At 33.1% G+C, this 18912-nt stretch carries 13 protein-coding genes; 1 reads left to right on the plus strand and 12 read right to left on the minus strand.

The genetic code is table 11. From position 1 onward, the window contains the following. Positions 1-7: 7 nt before the first annotated feature. The 7 genes from Q0772_RS05825 to Q0772_RS05855 form a co-directional block, all read right to left on the minus strand. Positions 8-331 (minus strand): DUF4286 family protein, encoded by a 324-nt coding sequence (locus Q0772_RS05825; RefSeq protein ID WP_298341330.1) that lies wholly within the window; start codon positions 329-331, stop codon positions 8-10. A 5-nt stretch (positions 332-336) separates the two neighbouring features. Continuing rightward, complete coding sequence (locus Q0772_RS05830; RefSeq protein ID WP_298341333.1) at positions 337-843, minus strand: GNAT family N-acetyltransferase; 507 nt, start codon at positions 841-843, stop codon at positions 337-339. A 3-nt stretch (positions 844-846) separates the two neighbouring features. Beyond that, positions 847-2622, minus strand: a complete 1776-nt coding sequence (locus Q0772_RS05835) for a tetratricopeptide repeat protein (RefSeq protein ID WP_298341336.1) — start codon at positions 2620-2622, stop codon at positions 847-849. Positions 2623-3220: 598 nt separating this feature from the next. Further along, positions 3221-4492 (minus strand): serine--tRNA ligase, encoded by a 1272-nt coding sequence (gene serS / locus Q0772_RS05840; protein WP_298341339.1) that lies wholly within the window; start codon positions 4490-4492, stop codon positions 3221-3223. 44 nt (positions 4493-4536) lie between these two features. Then, positions 4537-5853 (minus strand): HTTM domain-containing protein, encoded by a 1317-nt coding sequence (locus Q0772_RS05845; RefSeq protein ID WP_298341341.1) that lies wholly within the window; start codon positions 5851-5853, stop codon positions 4537-4539. Further along, positions 5846-6778 (minus strand): bifunctional riboflavin kinase/FAD synthetase, encoded by a 933-nt coding sequence (locus tag Q0772_RS05850; protein ID WP_298341344.1) that lies wholly within the window; start codon positions 6776-6778, stop codon positions 5846-5848. Before Q0772_RS05850 ends, Q0772_RS05845 begins: the two co-directional genes overlap by 8 nt. A gap of 56 nt (positions 6779-6834) precedes the next feature. Continuing rightward, positions 6835-7353: a hypothetical protein gene (locus Q0772_RS05855; protein ID WP_298341347.1), complete on the minus strand. Its 519-nt coding sequence runs from the start codon at positions 7351-7353 to the stop codon at positions 6835-6837. Positions 7354-7469: 116 nt separating this feature from the next. Between Q0772_RS05855 and Q0772_RS05860 the strand changes: the two genes are divergently transcribed. Next, a complete protein-coding gene (locus Q0772_RS05860; protein ID WP_298341350.1) occupies positions 7470-10490 on the plus strand; it encodes a reprolysin-like metallopeptidase in 3021 nt (1006 codons plus the stop codon). A gap of 24 nt (positions 10491-10514) precedes the next feature. Here Q0772_RS05860 and pth read toward each other — a convergent pair whose 3' ends face one another. From pth to Q0772_RS05885, 5 genes are all read right to left on the minus strand, one after another. Beyond that, entirely contained in the window at positions 10515-11141 is a 627-nt protein-coding gene (gene pth / locus Q0772_RS05865) for an aminoacyl-tRNA hydrolase (RefSeq protein ID WP_298341353.1), read from the minus strand. Positions 11142-11304: 163 nt separating this feature from the next. Beyond that, the gene (locus Q0772_RS05870) at positions 11305-11541 is read right to left on the minus strand and encodes a hypothetical protein (protein ID WP_298341356.1); all 237 of its coding nucleotides are present in this window, start codon (positions 11539-11541) and stop codon (positions 11305-11307) included. Positions 11542-11556: 15 nt separating this feature from the next. After that, complete coding sequence (locus Q0772_RS05875; protein WP_298341359.1) at positions 11557-13344, minus strand: chloride channel protein; 1788 nt, start codon at positions 13342-13344, stop codon at positions 11557-11559. A gap of 44 nt (positions 13345-13388) precedes the next feature. Beyond that, on the minus strand, positions 13389-15143 hold the full coding sequence (gene aspS / locus Q0772_RS05880) for an aspartate--tRNA ligase (protein WP_298341362.1): 1755 nt from the start codon (positions 15141-15143) through the stop codon (positions 13389-13391). Between the two features lie 236 nt (positions 15144-15379). Further along, complete coding sequence (locus tag Q0772_RS05885) at positions 15380-18910, minus strand: efflux RND transporter permease subunit (protein WP_298341366.1); 3531 nt, start codon at positions 18908-18910, stop codon at positions 15380-15382. Between the last annotated feature and the right edge of the window lie 2 nt (positions 18911-18912).

Consider the following 18912-nt stretch of genomic DNA (forward strand, 5'->3'; position numbering starts at 1 on the left):
TTAGGTATTAAGTGAAATTTACTGTGTATTCATCAACAATTTGAAGTTCTGTTCTGAATGCCAACATTTTGTCTGCAAACTTTTTCATACCCTCATTTCTTAATTTTTCGGCGTCGTCTTTGTAATATGTATCGAGAGCTTCTCGTGAGTAAGAGCGATATTGAATAGAATACGTAACACCGCCCATATCTTCTTCTACTAAAACTCTTGAAAGCGTTGCTTTTTCAAATTTACCTGTGCCTAAAACTTGTGGAATGTGTTCTTTTATCCATTTAAGCCATTCGTCGTGAATCGATTCGTCAATATTTACGGTAACGTTATAAATTATCATATTTACTATAAAATTTTTGCAAATAACAGGAGTTCTTGATCATCTTCAAAAGGTTTCACTCTTTTTTCATACTTAAACCCTAGTTTTTCAATCAGTTTTACAGATCCTGTGTTGTAAGGAACCGTAATTGCTAAAAGTTTTTCAATACCAAATTCATTTTTAGCCAATTTCATAATAGCTTTTGAAGCTTCTAAACCAAAACCTTGTTTTTCGTATTCTCCAAGAAACGCAAAACCAATATCTACATCTTCTAACTCGGCTCTTTTAACTAATCCGCAAGATCCTATCGGTATATTTGTGTCTTTTAAAATTATTTTATAAAAACCAAAACCTACACTTTCATAACTTTTAAGATGTGTGTTTTGTATATAGGTTTCTGCATCTTTTATGGTATTAATATTTCTATCCCCAATATACTTTAACCAATGTGGTGTATTTACTAAAGCTTTAAAGAAAGGCGCGTCTTTGGTTGTGAATTTTTCAATAATTAAACGTTCGGTTTCAGCTATCATATTTTAATTTATGGCATCACCTCTTATAGCTCTATAGCGTTTTCTGGCCTCAACAAAGTAAATACTATCGGCATGATTAAAAATAATTTGTTCATAAAGTGCTTTAGCTTTCTCGGGAAGGCTTAATTTATTCTCAAATATTTCAGCTAAATAGAAGCAAGCATCATCTATCAAAATACCATCTCTGTAATTATCAATGAGCACTTCATAATTTGCTTTTGCTTTATCAAACTGAGATTTAAGCTCGAATAACTGCGCCTGTTTTAGTAAAGCTTGTGCAATAATAGGTTCAGTTTTATGCTCAGTTAAGATTTTATCTAACATCTTAATAGCTTCATCATTTCTATTCTGAAACGCCAACAAATCTGCTTTTGCATAACGTTTTAATGCTGTTTGAAGCGAGTCCTCGTATTTATTATCTGAAATTAAGAGTTTTAAATCTAAAGCGTCATTGGCAATAAGTTGAGATGTTGAAGCCTTTAAGATTTTAAGTTGAGATTCTGCCCATTTAAAATCGCCTTTGTAATAACTCGCTTTTGCCACCTTAAAACGCGCTTCTTGAGAAATGGTACTATTTTTTAGGTTTCGCTGGATTTGTGTGTAATAGATTAATGCTTTATTGAACTTTTCTTGAAGCACCAAAATATCACCCAACTCTAATTTTACTTTAGCCTTTTCTATAGCCGCTAATGGTAGCTTTAAACTATTTTCTAAAAACGCCGTAGCATCTTTTGTTTCGTTTAAATAAAAAGCTAAAAAATGTGCATACGCAATTTGTAATTCAATAGTTTCAGAGTCATCCCCAAACTGTTTCAATAGGTTTAGGTATTTACTTTTAATAGCACCATAATTTGACTCAGAGCTTTCCTTGATATCAATTTTTATTAAGTTCCTATGGGCACCTAATTTGGTTTCGGCATCTTGAGCAGTTTCAATTACATACTCATAAATCTCATGAGCAATCTCATTTTCATTATCATTTAAAGCTATTGCAGCCAACTCTTCAATGCGTTGCAAACTTTCTGTTAGCCTTTTATAAATTGCTTTTTCTTGAGTAAATGCTTTTTTAAAATCTTTCTGTTGAATAAATAACCAGCTCAATAACTCATTCCAAAGAATATTTGGCTCTTGCTGCATTTTTTTTAGTAACAGCTTTCTAAATAAAACATTATTCTCATTACTGCTATCTTCTGTTATAAAATCATTCACAGCTCGTTTTACATCTCTTATAACTACAGGATTTGATTGTGCAAAATTGATATAACTATTAAACATCTTTTCAATATTACCTTGTTCACCATAGATTTGTGCCAATTGTATATTGAAATTATAGTCTGGATTTAAAGCAGCGGCTTTTTCATAAGAAATAACAGCTTCATCTAAAAGTGAATGCGTTTGAAAACTTCTTGCTACAGCAAATACATTACTTGCCTTTTTATCTATGGTAGAAATGGCTTTTTGATAGTTTACTTTGGCCTTCTCTAAATCATTTTTAAGCTGATAATTATATCCTAACTCAACTATAAAAGCTGGATACTTTACGCGTTCCATTAATTCTAAAATAAATTCTTCAGCATTATCATATTGTTCTAATTGCTGATAAGTACTTATTATTTGATTTATATAATTAATATTTGAAGACGATTTTGCATATAGTTTCTTGTATTCAGTCAATGCCTTTTCATAATCACCTTTTTGAAAATAGTCTTTGGCTAGTGTTACGTTTTGCGAAAACATAACACCAGAAATAAGTATGCATAAAAATAAAATATATCGCATAGGGTAAATATAACAAATGTAATGTGTTGATTTTGTAAAAGTTTTTATAAAATTAACTCACTTTAATTGTGATATCCCGATAGCCATCGGGATTAGTTCAACTAAACATTATTGAATGCGTTTTACAAACTTTTCAATAATGAGTTTCACTAAAAAAAGTGCCCGACATAAAACCGGGCACTTACCAACCAAAAATAATTTCTATTAACTACTTGTTAATTAAATACTCGATTGGGGACAGTCTTTTAATTCTCATTTACACAAGAACGACTATTTTCAAAAAATCTTATAGATTGCATCAAGAAATTTGTTTGAAAAAATCCCTATTTACTCGCAATGGTTGTTGTTTTATCTTCGGATTCGAATATCTGAAAATCGGAAGATAAAACTTTAGATGCGAAAAAAATTAGAGTAATTAACAGTACTATACGCTTAAAGTTCTTCATAATTAAGTAGGCTAACTAAATTTGGTTAAGCGAACTTGAAAAATTTTTATTAGAAAATCAAGTAAATACGAATAAAATCGTTAATGAGCATGCATATATTGCTTTTAATCGATAAAATAATAATGAATGAATTAAAAATGTAGTATTTTACTTTAATTTATGATTTTAAAACCTGTGTAAGGTTGAAGTAGTTCTGGAATAACTATACCATCCTCTGTTTGATAATTTTCAAGGATTCCTGCTAATACTCTTGGTAATGCCAAAGCACTTCCATTTAAAGTATGGGCTAATTCGTTTTTTCCATCACTATTTTTAAATCGAAGTTTTAAGCGATTGGCTTGAAAGGTTTCAAAATTTGAAACAGAACTAATTTCTAGCCACCTATCTTGTGCAGTTGAGAATACTTCAAAATCATAAGTTAGTGCTGAAGCAAAAGAGGTGTCGCCTCCACATAAGCGTAGGATTCTGTATGGTAATTTTAACGCTTTTAAAATATCTTTTATATGGTTTACCATACCATCTAAAGCCTGATATGATTTACTTGGATGTTCTACACGAATAATCTCAACTTTATCAAATTGATGTAATCTATTTAAACCTCTTACGTGCGCGCCATAGCTACCTGCTTCTCTTCGAAAACATGGAGTATAACCTGTTATACCTACAGGAAGCTCGCTTTCACTTAAAACCACATCTCTAAAAATATTGGTTCCTGGTACCTCAGCAGTTGGAATTAAATATAAATCATCTTCAGTAACATGGTACATTTGTCCTTCTTTATCGGGTAATTGACCTGTACCGAAACCTGAGGCTTCATTTACCAAAAGTGGTAATTGATACTCTGTGTAACCAGCTGCTGTATTTTTATCTAAAAAATATGCAATTAAAGCGCGTTGTAATCTGGCACCTTTACCTTTATATACGGGAAATCCAGCTCCTGTGATTTTATTTCCTAACTCAAAATCAATAATATCATACTTCTTAGCTAGCTCCCAATGTGGTAAAGCGCCATGATGTAGAGTTGGAATGTCTCCTGCTTTAAATACTTCCTCATTATCTAAATCTGAATTACCACGGGGTACAGAATCATGAGGCACATTAGGGATTTTATAAAGTAACTCCTTTAAAGCTTCAGTTGTACTACCTAAATTTTCAGTTAATTCTTTTGAAGTATCCTTTAATTGACCTGTTTTTTCTTTTAAAAGATTTGCTTTTTCAACCTCGCCAGATTTATACAAGTTTCCTATTTCTTTTGACAAGGTATTAGATTCAGCCAAAGTTTTATCTAACTCCGTTTGAAGACGTTTTCTATCATCATCAAAAGTGATAACATCATTAATCATTTGCGAAGCATCAACATTTCTTTTTGCTAATCGCTCAATAACTAAATCTTTGTTTTCTCTAATAAAAGCAACTTGTAACATGACTTAAAATTTTAAGCGACAAATTTAATGAATTGAATATATAATCAATCGCCTTCTGAAGATAAAATCCATTCGCAATGTTTAAAAACCTCCCATTCTATACTGGCAATATCTATATCGGGATTAATTAAAGTTTTATACGGTTTACCATTAACGCTAATTTTACTGTTTATATAAACCGCTACGTCTTCTCCTTTGTTTTTAAAATCTGTTTTAAGGCGCTGCGCAAATTGCCACATCACGTCTGGTTTTGTACTGGCAGATCGCTTTTGTTTTTTGCTCAAATACGCATTTAAATTTATAAACGTACGTTTTCCAGTATCTTTATTTTCTACCCAATAACTTGTTTGTCCACTTTTTACACGCAGCATCATGCGCCATGAAAGTCTGTGCCCTTCTTCTGTCCAGAGTACATTATCTTCAATAAAATGATGCCTTAGTGGTAACCCTATTTGAATTATAAAGTATATTGAGCATACCACGGCTAATAACAAACTATGGCTTGGTACCTTAATTGCATTAGCTGTATAAAATGGTTTCTTTTTTAAAAATAACTGTTGAATTTTCCTAGCTGGGAAAAAGAATAATGAAAATGCTAAAGATAAATATGGAAAAATGCCAATTTGAAATATGAATGAATTAAATAAATGAAAAAAGATTGAAATAAAAAAAGCATACTTTCTTGTTGGTTTAAATAATAATAAGGGTATAATTAATCCATCAAATAAAATTCCACCATAGGACAATACATAATGAAGCCACTTTTGCTGAAGAAAATCACCAACTATAAAATAATTTTTTTTCCCTCTCATCATCAGTTCTATAACTGAGGTATCCAACCAATCTGGGTACAACTTAGCTACAGAAGCATACGTATACACAATAAATAACTGCAAAATAATAAACCACCTGCACCATTGCGGCATAGAATAACTTTTAATTTCTGGGTTTAATTTAGCATCAACTGAAGCATATTTATTAGCTGGAAGAAACACCATAATTGCACTTAACAGCATTAATAAATAGTAATGATTATTGTATGATGATTTTTGCATTAAATACGTAGCAGACCACATAATAGTAAATGTAAACATGCTAAAACGGTATTTATACCCAACCATAATTAGCAACCCAAAAACACCCATGATAGCATAGTAAAAATACATACCATAACCCGGTAAGGGCTGTAAAAAATCAAAACCTATAAAATTAAATGTGAAATCGGGCTCTACTAAAGTTTTCTTTATCCAACCAGTAAAAATTGCGCCTATAGATTCTAGAAAACAAAGTAATCCAAAAATAATTCTAAAAACGATTAACGATGAATTGTCTATATGTTTAAATAGCCAATTATTAAGCATTTTGATTTGATATATAGTCTAAAGCTGTTTTTTTATCTATAGCTAATTGACGCTTTAAGGCTTCTACAGACTCAAATTTTTCTTCATCCCGAATTCTGCGGAGTAAATCTATCTTTAGGGTATCTTCATAAAGATCTTTCTTAAAATCAAAAAAATGAACTTCAATGGTCTGTTTATTACCATTTACTGTAGGGTTCATACCTATATTCATCATTCCATAAACAAGTTTATCCTTAATAATAGAACTAATAATATATGAACCGTGTTTGGGAATGATTTTATAGTCTTCCTCTATCTCTATATTAGCTGTAGGGTATCCAAGTTTTCTTCCTAAACCTCTTCCTTTTGTAACTTTTCCAGTTATCATAAAATTGTAACCTAAATAGGTGTTTGCTTTGTCTATCTCACCTTCAATAATAGCGGTTCTAATTTTTGTAGAGCTTACAGCTACATCATTAATATCTTGTGCTGAGATTTCCTCTACTTCAAAATTATAGATTTCTCCGAAGGTTTTTAAATCTGATATGTCTGCATTTCTATTTCTACCAAACCTATGATCGTAACCTATAATTACTTTTTTTGCGTTTAGTTTGTCGACTAAAATATTTTTAACAAAATCTTCAGCGGAAAGTCTAGAAAACTCTTGGGTAAACTTTTTTATAACTAGGTAATCCAACCCTAATCCCTCTAAAATATCATGGCGCTCATCAATGGTGTTTATGAGTTTTATATTCGAATCTTTTTGTAGTACCATTCGCGGATGTGGAAAAAAAGTAAGTATTACAGATTGTAATCCTTCCAATTTTCCAGTATTAATCAGGCGGCTGATTATTTTTTGATGTCCAATATGCACACCATCAAACGTACCAATAGTAACAACCGTTTTCTTATCTAGTAAAGTATTTAAATTACGCTTAGTTTTCAAGCTTTCTATTTTCAACAAAATTAGGTATTATGTATCTTAAAACAAACCCTAAATATTTATTGTGTACTGAAGTTATGAGTTATTCCAGTTATGATTTGAGGAACTTCTTCTGTCTTAAAATTTAATTGCAGTTGAAAATTTTTATCGTCAATTTTAGTTATCATTAATTTCCCTTGATTAATTTTATAGTACCCTGTTTGTCCTTTGCAATAACACCATCTTGCAAAAAAAAGTTTCTGAGATTGTAAATCTTCAGTTTCAAATTCAAGATTGTTTTTATCAAGCTCAATAAAGATTTCTTCTCTATAACCACTATCTTCATAATTGGAGTTTCCAACTTTCTTATATTCAAATTTTAACACTAAATGTGCACCATTTTCTATCTTGGGGTAGGTGCCTTGTATTTCATCGGTTATTATTTGAAGTGATTTATTTTCAAAGATTTCAAAGGAACACGCTCCATTTTCAGGACACTCAAAAAGAGTCTCATGCTCTGCGATTACTGCGTTTGCATCTTTTTTAGCCTTACATGCAAGTAAGCAAATCGCTACGTATAATAGACAAAAAAACCTCATAAACAAATATATGTTATTTTAAAATGCCTACTTATTTTTTGTGATTGATAATTTTACAACCTATTTTTAACATGCTAAGAAAAATAAAAACATACAATGCTATGAAATTTTTTACCATGAAAATAAAATTAAGTTTACTTCTTTTTTCGCTTTGTTTAACTACAAATTATGCACAGACCAATCAAGAGATTTGGTCTAACATTTCTAAAAAAGGAGCTTCTATTGGAAAAAAAATGATCAGAAAAACAGAGCCTTCTAAATCTATTTTCTATCATTTGAATGTAAATGCATTGAAAAACACATTAAATTTTTCTTCAAAAAAAACAAAAAGTAATAAAACACCTAATCAAATTATAAAATTTCCAAATAGTGAAGGTGGTTTTGATGAATTTAGAGTTGAAGAATCATCAATGTTAGAACCTGCTTATCAAGAAAAGCATCCAGAAATTAGAACATATATTGGTCAAAACATTAACAATCCAGCTTCAATAATTAGTTTTAGTATTACTCCTCAGGGATTACATGCCATGACTTTATCATCAAAAACAGGAACTCAGTTTATTGATCCTTATTCAGGTAATGACACATATATTGTTTATGATAAGGGTGATCTTCCAGTTCTGACAAAAGGGTTTAAATGCCTTGTGCCTGATGATGTAATAGTATTGGATAGTAATAACAAAAAGTCTGGACTTCAAAAAAATGCTAATGACAGAAAACTTAGAACGTTTAGGTTGGCTTTAGCTTCTACTATTGAGTATTCACAATTTCACTGGCAAGCAGCTGGTTTAAATAATCTTAGCTCTGTTGAAGATAGAAAAGCGGCTGTATTAGCCGCTATGGTAGTTACCATGAATCGTGTTAATACCATTTTTCAAAGGGATTTAGCTATTAAAATGACTTTGGTAGATAATAGTAATCTTATTTTTATTCTATCAGATAATTTTTCTAATGATAATGCCAGTGCTTTAATAAATGAAAGCCAAACTGAAATAGATGCTGCTGCTGTATCAACTCCTTTTACTTATGATATTGGACACACTTTTAGTACCGGTGGTGGCGGACTAGCTGCCTTAAATTCTCCTTGTGTACCGGGAAGCAAAGCTGAGGGAATTACAGGTTTACCGTCTCCTGTAGGAGACGCTTACGATATTGATTTTGTTTCCCATGAAATGGGACATCAATTTGGTGCGCCACATACCTTTAATGGAGATGCTGGTAATTGTGCAGGAGACAATAGAACTGCCAGTAATGCTTATGAACCTGGGAGTGGAACTACCATTATGGCATATGCAGGAATTTGTCCACCACAAAATGTACAAAATAGTGGAGATGCTTATTTTCATCAAAAGAGTATCCAGATGATATGGGACAATATTACCACAGGTAGTAGTACATGTGGTGCTGAGACTGATTTAGTAAATAATGCACCAATTGCAAATGCTGGACCTAATTATACAATTCCTGTTTCTACAGCTTATAAACTAGTTGGTAGTTCGACTGATCCTGATGGAATTTCTGGACATACTTACACTTGGGAACAATACGATTTAGGTCCCACTGGATTACCTCAAGAGAATAACCTAACAGGACCTTTAGTACGCTCTTATGAAGGGACATCTAATCCAGTTAGGAATATACCTAAATTTGATGAATATGTTGCGGCTGGTGGATCAACTACTTGGGAAAAAATACCTTCAGTTAACAGAACGATGACTTTTGCTTTAACAGTTCGTGATAATGATGTAGTAGGAGCTAATGGTGGTGGGCAGACGGATGTTGACTTTGTGGATATTATTGTAGATAGTACAGACCCATTTACTGTAGTAAATCCGTTTTCTTGGGCTCAAGGTTCTACACAAAATATAGAATGGGTAGTTGGACAATCAGCTGATGTAGGTGGTATTAATTGCCAAACTGTAAGCATAAAACTATCTACTGATGGAGGGTTAACTTTTCCTACTATTATTACAGCAGCAACCCCTAACGACGGTTCTTTTTCTTATACTGTTCCTTCTATACCAAGCACAAGTAATGCAAGAATTTTAATTGAAGCTGTAGATAATATATTTTATGATGTTTCAGATTTTAATTTTTCTATTTCTACAGATCCAGACTTTTTTATAGCAAATGAAATTCTCACAACAATTGAATGTGGAGATGAAATGGTAGTTTATAATTTTGATTACATAACAGTAAATGGGTTTTCAGAGAATACAACTTTTAGCGCATTAGGATTGCCTAGTAGTGCAACAGCTGTTTTTTCTCCCACAGCCAGAACAACTTCAGGTAATGTTACTTTAACTATTAGTAATTTGGACGGAGTATCTCAGGGGGATTATAATTTTATTATTCGAGGAGTTAATGCTACTAGTACCAAGAATAAAAATGAAATACTTCCTTTATATAATGGTGTTTGTCCTTCTGTTGGAAATACTGAATATGATACAAGAACAACATTTGTTCAATTCAATACTATAACAGAGTTTTCTCCAGCTATGAAAACACAAGGTTACACGGACTATAGTGCTACTCCAACAGATGTTAACAGGGGTACTTTATATAATTTATCTGTTAATGTAGATACTGATGGAGCATTTACCACAAATACAAAGGTTTGGATAGATTGGAACCAAAATTGTGTTTTTGATGCTGGCGAAGAATATGATATGGGTAATGCTACTAATATTGCTAATGGTCCTACAGGAGAGAGCCCAAGAGGAATAACAATACCTACAGATGCACTTTTAGGAAATACAATTATGAGAGTTTCTACTAAGTTTTTAGGGGATGGTACTGTAGGTTCGTGTGAGAACGATTTTGATGGAGAAGTTGAGGATTATAGCCTAAATATTATGCCAACGCTATCTGTAGAGGAATTTGGTTTTGAGAATTTTGTATTATATCCTAATCCAAATAAGGGTCAGTTTACTGTAAAGTTAGATACAGCATTATTAAATAAAGTGAAAATTGAAATTATAGACTTAAGGGGTAGAGCAGTATATAACAAACTCTATACTATAGGAGGAGATTTTGAGGAAAATATAAACTTAAAAAGTATACAGTCAGGTATGTATATTTTAACGGTCAGTGATGGGCAAAGGAAGTCTATTAGAAAGATTATAATAGAAAAATAAAAAGGAAGATTTTGAAATGCTTCTTTATTTTCCGTTAAAGATGTTCATGGTATTATTAACTCCTGCAAGCACAAAAGACTTTATTAGTTCTATTGATTTATCAAGGCGTTCAGGAAGTGTTTCGTTTTCTTGCTCCGTCCATTCGCCTAACACATAATCAACTTGTCTTCCCTTACTAAAAGCATCGCTTATACCAAATCTAAACCGATTGTATTTTGAAGAGTTTAACTTTAGTTGGATATCTCTTAATCCATTGTGTCCACCATCGCTTCCTTTTGTTTTTAAGCGCATACTGCCAAATGGTAAATTTAAATCGTCGGTGATAATTAGTAGATTTTCTATAGGGATTTTTTCTTTTATTAACCAGTATTGAACAGCTTTTCCGCTGAGGTTCATATAGGTGTTAGGTTTTAAAAAAATAAAGGTTCTTCCTTTGAATTTATAAGTTGATAGATCTCCTAATTTTTGAGTTTCAAAGCTTAGATTTTCTTGTTCGGCAAAGTAATCTAATATTTTAAAACCTATGTTATGGCGGGTGTTTTTGTATTTTTCGCCGATATTTCCTAAGCCTACAATTAAAAATTTTTTCATAGAATCTTGTTCTTCAATTTTGGTTTCCTTTTTAAATAAGTTTAACAAAAATTGCCACATGATATTTTATTTTAAGCAAAAATACATTAAACATATCGAAAAATTGAGGATAGAAAAGATTATGGCTACTAGCTGGTTTTAGAGATTACACAGGAAAGCCTAAAGTTGTATAGGAGTGAGGACTTGTAACGTAAAGCCCGACCCTTGTGATAACTCCCAAAAATTAATGCTTTTTTTTACGTTGATTATCACGCATTTTATCTAAATTTTCTTTGGTAAGCATGTAGTCTTGTACGTTTTTATCTTTCCAATTATGATACGTAAATAGTGGGATGACTATTAAAAAGAGACCTGCAACACCGAATCCGATAAGCTTTTGAGTATAATGGACATCTAATGTAAACCCTAAAGCAATACTTGTTATTGCAGCGATTGCTAAAATTAGGATGAGATATTTCATGAATTCTTTTATTATTTATTGGGTAAAGTTTATTAATTGTTGCCTGTAAGCTGTTAATAGTTTTGATCTTGAGATATAACCAAAGTACTTTCCGTTTTTAATAACGGGTAAATTCCAAGCGCCACTGGATTTGAATTTATTCATAATATCATTCATGCTATCTTCATTGTAATCAATAATTCCTGCGTCTGCATGCATAAGGTTTGAAGCCTCCACTTTCTCGTAGAGGTCCGCATCAAACATCATGTGTCTAATATCATCTAAACGGATAACGCCCAAAAATTCGTGATTATCATTAACAACAGGGAAGTGATTTCTAGAGGATTTTGCGACGGCATTTTTTAGAATTTCTCCTAGTTTCATTTCGGGTTTTAGGATGATAAAATTTGTTTCGATAACTTTATCTATATCTAAAACCATAAGGACGTTTTTATCTTTATCGTGGGTCATTAATTCTCCACGCTGCGCTAGTTTAAGTGTATAAATAGAATGTGAAACATAGTATTTTGTTATGGCAAATGAAATGGCAGCGACTATCATTAGTGGAACAAATAGCTCGTAGCCTCCAGTAATTTCTGCAATAAGGAATATGGCAGTTAATGGTGCATGAAGAACACCTGCCATTAATCCCGTCATGCCAATAAGTGTGAAGTTAGATTCTGAAACTTGAAAATCTAACCCCATATTATTAATAATTTTTGCAAAGGCATTGCCTATAGCACTTCCCATAACTAAGGTTGGAATAAAAACACCACCTACACCACCTGCACCAAACGTAGTAGTCATGGCAATTGCCTTAAAAATAGCGATACCTAATAATAGGGAGATAACAATCCAGATGTTTGATAAGTCTAAATTAAAGGGTGTATTACCAATGGCGGACAAATGATCGCCTTTTAAAAGGTTATTCATAATACCATAACCCTCACCATAAAGCGGCGGGATAAAATAAAGCATGGTACCTATAGCCAAACCTCCAATGAGTAGCCTTAGTGCTCTACTTTCAAATTGTTTAAAAAAATTGGTAATTGCGAAAAATACTTTAGAAAAATATACAGAAGCAAAAGCGGTAACTAAACCTAATAGGGCATAAAATGCTATATCGTTTACTTCAAATTTATCAGTCAGTTCAAATCTTAAAAGCACGTCTGTACCAGTAAATAAATACGATGTTACTACTGCAGAGACTGAAGCTAAAAGTAAAGGTACTAAAGAGGTAAAGGCAATATCCAAACTAAAAATTTCTATGGCAAAAACTATGGCAGCAATGGGGGCTTTAAACATAGATGCCATAGCACCTGCAGCGGCACAACCAATTAAAAGCATTCTGGTTTTAGTATTCATTCGAAATAAACGTGCCGCATTTGAACCTAATGCTGAACCCACGCTTACTGCTGGCCCTTGTAATCCAACCGATCCTCCAAAACCTACTGTTAAAGGCGCTGTAATTAGTGCTGCATAAATATTATATCTTGGAATAATACCATTAAGTTTGGAGATAGCATGTAATGTTGTAGAAATACCGTGCCCAATATGTTTTTTTAACCAGGTTTGCTTAATTATATAAACTAGCAAGAGCCCTATTATTGGTAGAATAAAATATAATGAGCTTTGATAATCTTGAAAAATATATAAGCTAAAAAAATACCTGATGTAGTGTGTGAGGTTTTTTAGAGTTACTGTACCTAAACCTGCTAAAAAACCAACTAAAATGCTTAAAGCGTAAATAAACTGACGTTCAGAAATATGCTTGTATTTCCAGATTAAGAATTTCCGCAATAGTTTTTTTGAGCTAAAAGGCATACTATAAAACTAACAAAAAATCCCGCGCTAGCGGGATTTAATTTTTATGATTTTAGATTAAGTTTTAAACTTAATTCTGTTAATTGTTCTTCATCAATTGGAGCAGGTGCATCTATCATCACATCACGACCAGAGTTGTTTTTAGGAAACGCAATAAAATCTCTTATGGTTTCTTGACCGCCTAAAATTGCAACTAATCTATCTAGTCCGAAGGCTAAACCACCATGTGGCGGAGCACCATATTGAAAGGCATCCATAAGGAAGCCGAATTGTGCTTTAGCTTCTTCAGGTGTAAAACCTAAATAATCAAACATTAAAGACTGCGTTTCTTTATCATGAATTCTTATTGAGCCACCACCAATTTCATTACCATTCAATACTAAATCATAAGCATTGGCTTTTACAGCTCCGGGGTTTGTTTTTAATAATTCTAATTGCCCTGGTTTTGGTGATGTAAATGGGTGATGCATGGCATGATAACGTTCTGTTTCTTCATCCCATTCTAATAATGGAAAATCCATAACCCAAAGCGGAGCAAACTCATTAGGTTTACGCAAACCTAAACGTTCTGCTAATTCCATACGTAAAGCACTTAGTTGTGCACGCACTTTATTTATATTGCCAGAAAGCACACAAATTAAATCACCTGGTTTTGCTCCTGTTACCTCTGCCCATTTTGCTAAGTCGTCTTGATCGTAGAATTTATCTACAGACGATTTAAAAGTTCCATTATCATTACAACGGGAATAAACCATGCCTAATGCCCCTACTTGTGGACGTTTCACCCAGTTAATTAATTTATCAATTTCTTTTCTGGTATATGTGTTTCCTCCAGGAACAGCAATACCAACTACGAGTTCTGCTGAATTAAATACATTGAAATCTTTATGTTGGGCAACCTCATTTAACTCACCAAACTCCATCCCAAAACGAATGTCTGGTTTGTCGTTTCCATACAAGCGCATGGCATCATCGTATAAGATTCTAGGGAATTTATTAACGTCAATACCGTTTACTTCTTTTAATAAATGACGTGTTAATCCTTCAAACGCATTTAAAATATCTTCTTGCTCAATAAACGCCATTTCACAATCAATTTGTGTAAATTCTGGTTGTCTATCAGCACGTAAATCTTCATCTCTAAAACATTTTACAATCTGGAAGTATTTATCCATACCACCAACCATCAACAATTGTTTGAAGGTTTGAGGTGATTGTGGTAAAGCATAAAACTGTCCCTCATTCATTCTTGATGGGACTACAAAATCGCGAGCACCTTCGGGGGTCGATTTTATCAGATAAGGTGTTTCAATTTCAATAAAACCTTCTTTGGATAAATAATTTCTAACTTCTTGAGTAACTTTATGTCTAAAAATTAAACTCTCTTTTACAGGATTTCGACGAATATCTAAGTAACGGTATTTCATTCTTAAATCTTCACCACCGTCTGTTTTATCTTCAATAGTAAAAGGTGGTAATTTTGCTTCGTTTAGAATGGTTAATTCTGAAACTAAAATTTCAATATCTCCAGTGGGTATATTTGGGTTTTTTGAAGCACGCTCAATCACAGTTCCTTTAACTTGAATAACAAACTCGCGACCTAAGTTTTGTGCTTGTTCAATTAAATCTTTAGAGGTGCGTTCTTCATCAAATACTAACTGCGTTATACCGTATCGATCACGTAAATCTACCCAAACAATAAAACCTTTATCTCTAGATTTCTGAACCCATCCTGCTAAGGTTACTTCTCTATTGATATGTGCTGCTCTTAATTCGCCGCAATTATGACTTCTGTACATAGTTAAATTTTGATGTGCAAATTTACGTAACTTCTGCAATTATTAATCAAAAAGCCCTAACAATTGTTAGGGCTTTTCTTCGCTATTAACTAATCCTCCTGATCAAAGAACAAAAGGATCTTTTTAAAACAACTTAAAAGATGAAAAGTTGTTTAAACTGTCAGAAAATATCTGAGTGGCAAGAATACAAATTTCTTGAGGATACCAATACAAATTTTCGAAGAGCTGTTATTAAATTAGTCCAAACGTTGATCCATATTAAACACTTCCTGTGTCATCAATTCTTCATTTGTCGACACACGATTTTTATACAACCACATTTTAAATTTAGTTGCTAAGAAAAACAGAATAGGCACGACAATTAACGTAAGGAAGGTAGCTACGAATAAGCCGTAAATAACAGTCCAAGCCAATGGCCCCCAGAAAATTACGTTATCGCCACCAACATAAATGTTAGCATCAAATTCACTAAACAAGGTAAAGAAGTTGATATTTAAACCTGTGGCTAATGGTATTAACCCGAGAATTGTTGTGATGGCGGTTAATAATACGGGGCGCAAACGCGCTTTACCGCCTTTTACAATAGCTTCAATTAAATCGTTAGTTTGTAAATAGTGGTTGTCTTCTATGTCTAGTTTCACCTTTTTTCTATCTATCAACAGTTGTGTGTAATCGAGTAAAACTACACCGTTGTTTACTACAATACCCGCAAGCGAAATGATACCCATCATGGTCATCATAATTACAAAGGCACTTCCAGTAATTACAATACCTCCAAATACACCAATTAAACTTAAGAAAATGGCCAACATGATAATAGCCGGTTTAGATACTGAGTTAAATTGAAATATTAAAATAAAGAAGATTAAACCTAAGCCAGAGAAAAATGCACCCATTAAGAACGCCATTTGTTTATTCTGTTCTTCAATTTGGCCTGTGTAATCTACTTTTACACTATCTGGTTTTTCGGTAAAACTATTCATCTCATTTTGAATTTTTGAAACTATAGCACCTGCATCAGTAAACCCTGGAGCTAATGCTGAATACAAAGTAACTACACGACGCACATCACGATGTTTTATAGCGCTAAATCCAGAATTGTTATTTTGTTTAGCCACTGTAGAAACTGGAATTTCCTTAATTTGCCCTGAAGCCATATCTCTAAATGTGATTTTCTGATTGAAAATAGCACTTGTGTTATATCGGTTTTCTTCGTTAAAACGAACATAGATATCATAATCTTCACCATCCTTTTTATAAATACCTGCTTTGGCTCCAAATATAGAATTACGTAATTGCTGACCAACTTGTCCTGCAGTTACACCTAATTCACCTGCTTTTTTTCGATCTACTAAAACCTGCATCGAAGGTTTAGATTTGTTTACATCAATCTTTAATTCATCAATACCTTGAATATTTTTAGAATTGATAAAATCACGCATTTTTTCGGCAGTAGCAATTAGTTCACCGTAATCTTCACCTTCTAATTCTAAATTAATAGGATAACCCGCAGGAGGCCCAACAGCATCTTTTTCAACAGAAATAGCAACACCAGGATAAATGCCTTTTAACGCTTCTTGTACTTTTTTAAGTAGTACGTTACTATCTGCACCGTCTCTAAATTTATATTCTCGCATGGTGGCAGTTATCTTTCCACGATGTGGCATTTCTGCAGCAGAACCACCATCAGTTTGTGGGTTTCCTGCACCTTCGCCAACTTGAGACACCGCACTTTCTGTTAAGAAATTAAAGTCGCCTTTCATATAGGCGTCTTCGTTTATAATTTTATAAACACGCTTTTCTATGTCTTTTGTAATGGCATTGGTTTTCTTAATGTCTGTACCTTCAGGGTATTCTATATAAACAATAATTTGATTTGGTGTATTGTCTGGAAAGAATTCCACTTTTGTACGTTGGCTCCCAACCGATGCGCCAAAGCCCATAAACGCAATAATTAATAAAACAAATGTGCCAATAGCTATAATACCTGGTTTTCTACCTTTTAGAGCCCCTCTTAGTGCTCTTTCGTAGAAACGTTCCCACTTAGGTAAAATCTTGTTTTGAAATCCGTTGGCCCAAGAACGTAGAAATAAACGGTACATCCATAATAGTACAACCACAACAATCATAAGTGTTCCAAGGCCTCTGTAGCTTCCACCAAAAAGTGCAATTACTAAACCAATACCGCCTACTATGGCTGATATTTTAATGATATTTTGAAGAGGCATGTCTTTATCCTCAGTAGTCATATATTGGGATACTAATACAGAGTTGAAAAAGATGGCTACGAACAGTGAAGACCCTAAAACTACCGATAAGGTAATTGGGAAATATATCATAAACTGCCCCATAACTCCAGGCCAAAGCCCAAGTGGTACAAAAGCTGCCACGGTTGTTAATGTTGAAATAATAATTGGAAATGCAATTTCTCCAATCCCTTTTTTAGCAGCTTCAATACGGCTCATACCTTCTTCGGTCATCAAACGATACACGTTTTCAACCACTACAATACCGTTATCTACTAACATACCAAGGCCCATGATTAATCCAAAGAGAATCATGGTATTCATGGTGTATCCCATCACATTTAAAATCATCAAAGACATAAACATGGACATAGGAATAGCAAACCCAACAAATAGCGCGTTTTTAAATCCTAAGAAAAACATTAAAACGGTGACAACGAGTATGATACCGAAGATGATATTATTTACCAAATCGTCTACCTGACCGATGGTTTTTGAAGATTGATCGTTTGCAACCGTTACCGTAAGATCTGGAGGAAATACGTTTTCAATAGCATCATCCACAATAACTTGAATTTGTTCTGCTGCGGCTACCATGTTTTTTCCAGCGCGTTTTTTTACATCAAGCATTACTACAGGATGCCCAAATTCTCTTGCATACGTGGTTTTGTCTTCGTCTTTAAAACTTACTTGTGCTACATCACGAAGGTAAATGGGGTTGCCTTTCTCTGATTTTACAACAAAACTTTCTAGTTCTTCAGGGGTTTCAATTTCGCCAATAATTCTAACAGTACGTCGTTGCCCACTTGTAATGAGGTTTCCAGCAGACATGGTCATGTTTTCGCGACTAATCGTGTTAATTATGTCATCAAAACTTACTTGTGCTGCCATCATTTTATAGATGTCTACTGCTATTTCTACCTCTTTTTCTTGTGCACCACGAATATCTACTTGCTTAATTTCTTGTAGACTTTCAATCTCATCTTCTAAATACTCACCAAATTCTTTTAACTTATCTACAGGATAATCTCCAGAGATATTGATATTAAGAATTGGAATTTCTTCAGACATACTTAAATCGAACACATTAGGTTCTACTTTCGCACCGTTAAAGGTTGGCCAATCTTCACTGGCGGTTTCTGAATCTACTTCGTCTTTTACTTTTTGTTTTGCAGCTTCAACAGTAATACTCTCATCAAATTCAACAATTACAATAGAGTAGTCTTCTTGCGATGTTGAGGTGATTTCTACAACATTACTTACTGTTTTAAGTTGGTCTTCAATGGGGTCAGTAATTAGTTTCTCAATATCTTCTGCTGTATTTCCTGGGTATACAGAGCTTATGTAGATTTTAGTTTCTTTAATTTCTGGAAAATTTTCTCTTGGCATGCTAAAATAGGCGCTAGTACCAAGTATCAATATTACAGCTATCAACACATACATGGTTGTTTTGTTGTTAATAGCCCACGATGATAAAGCAAACTCTTTGTCTACTTTTTTGTTTTTTTTATTTTTAGTCATTA

The sequence above is a fragment of the uncultured Algibacter sp. genome (assembly GCF_947490405.1).
GTDB lineage: Bacteria > Bacteroidota > Bacteroidia > Flavobacteriales > Flavobacteriaceae > Algibacter_B.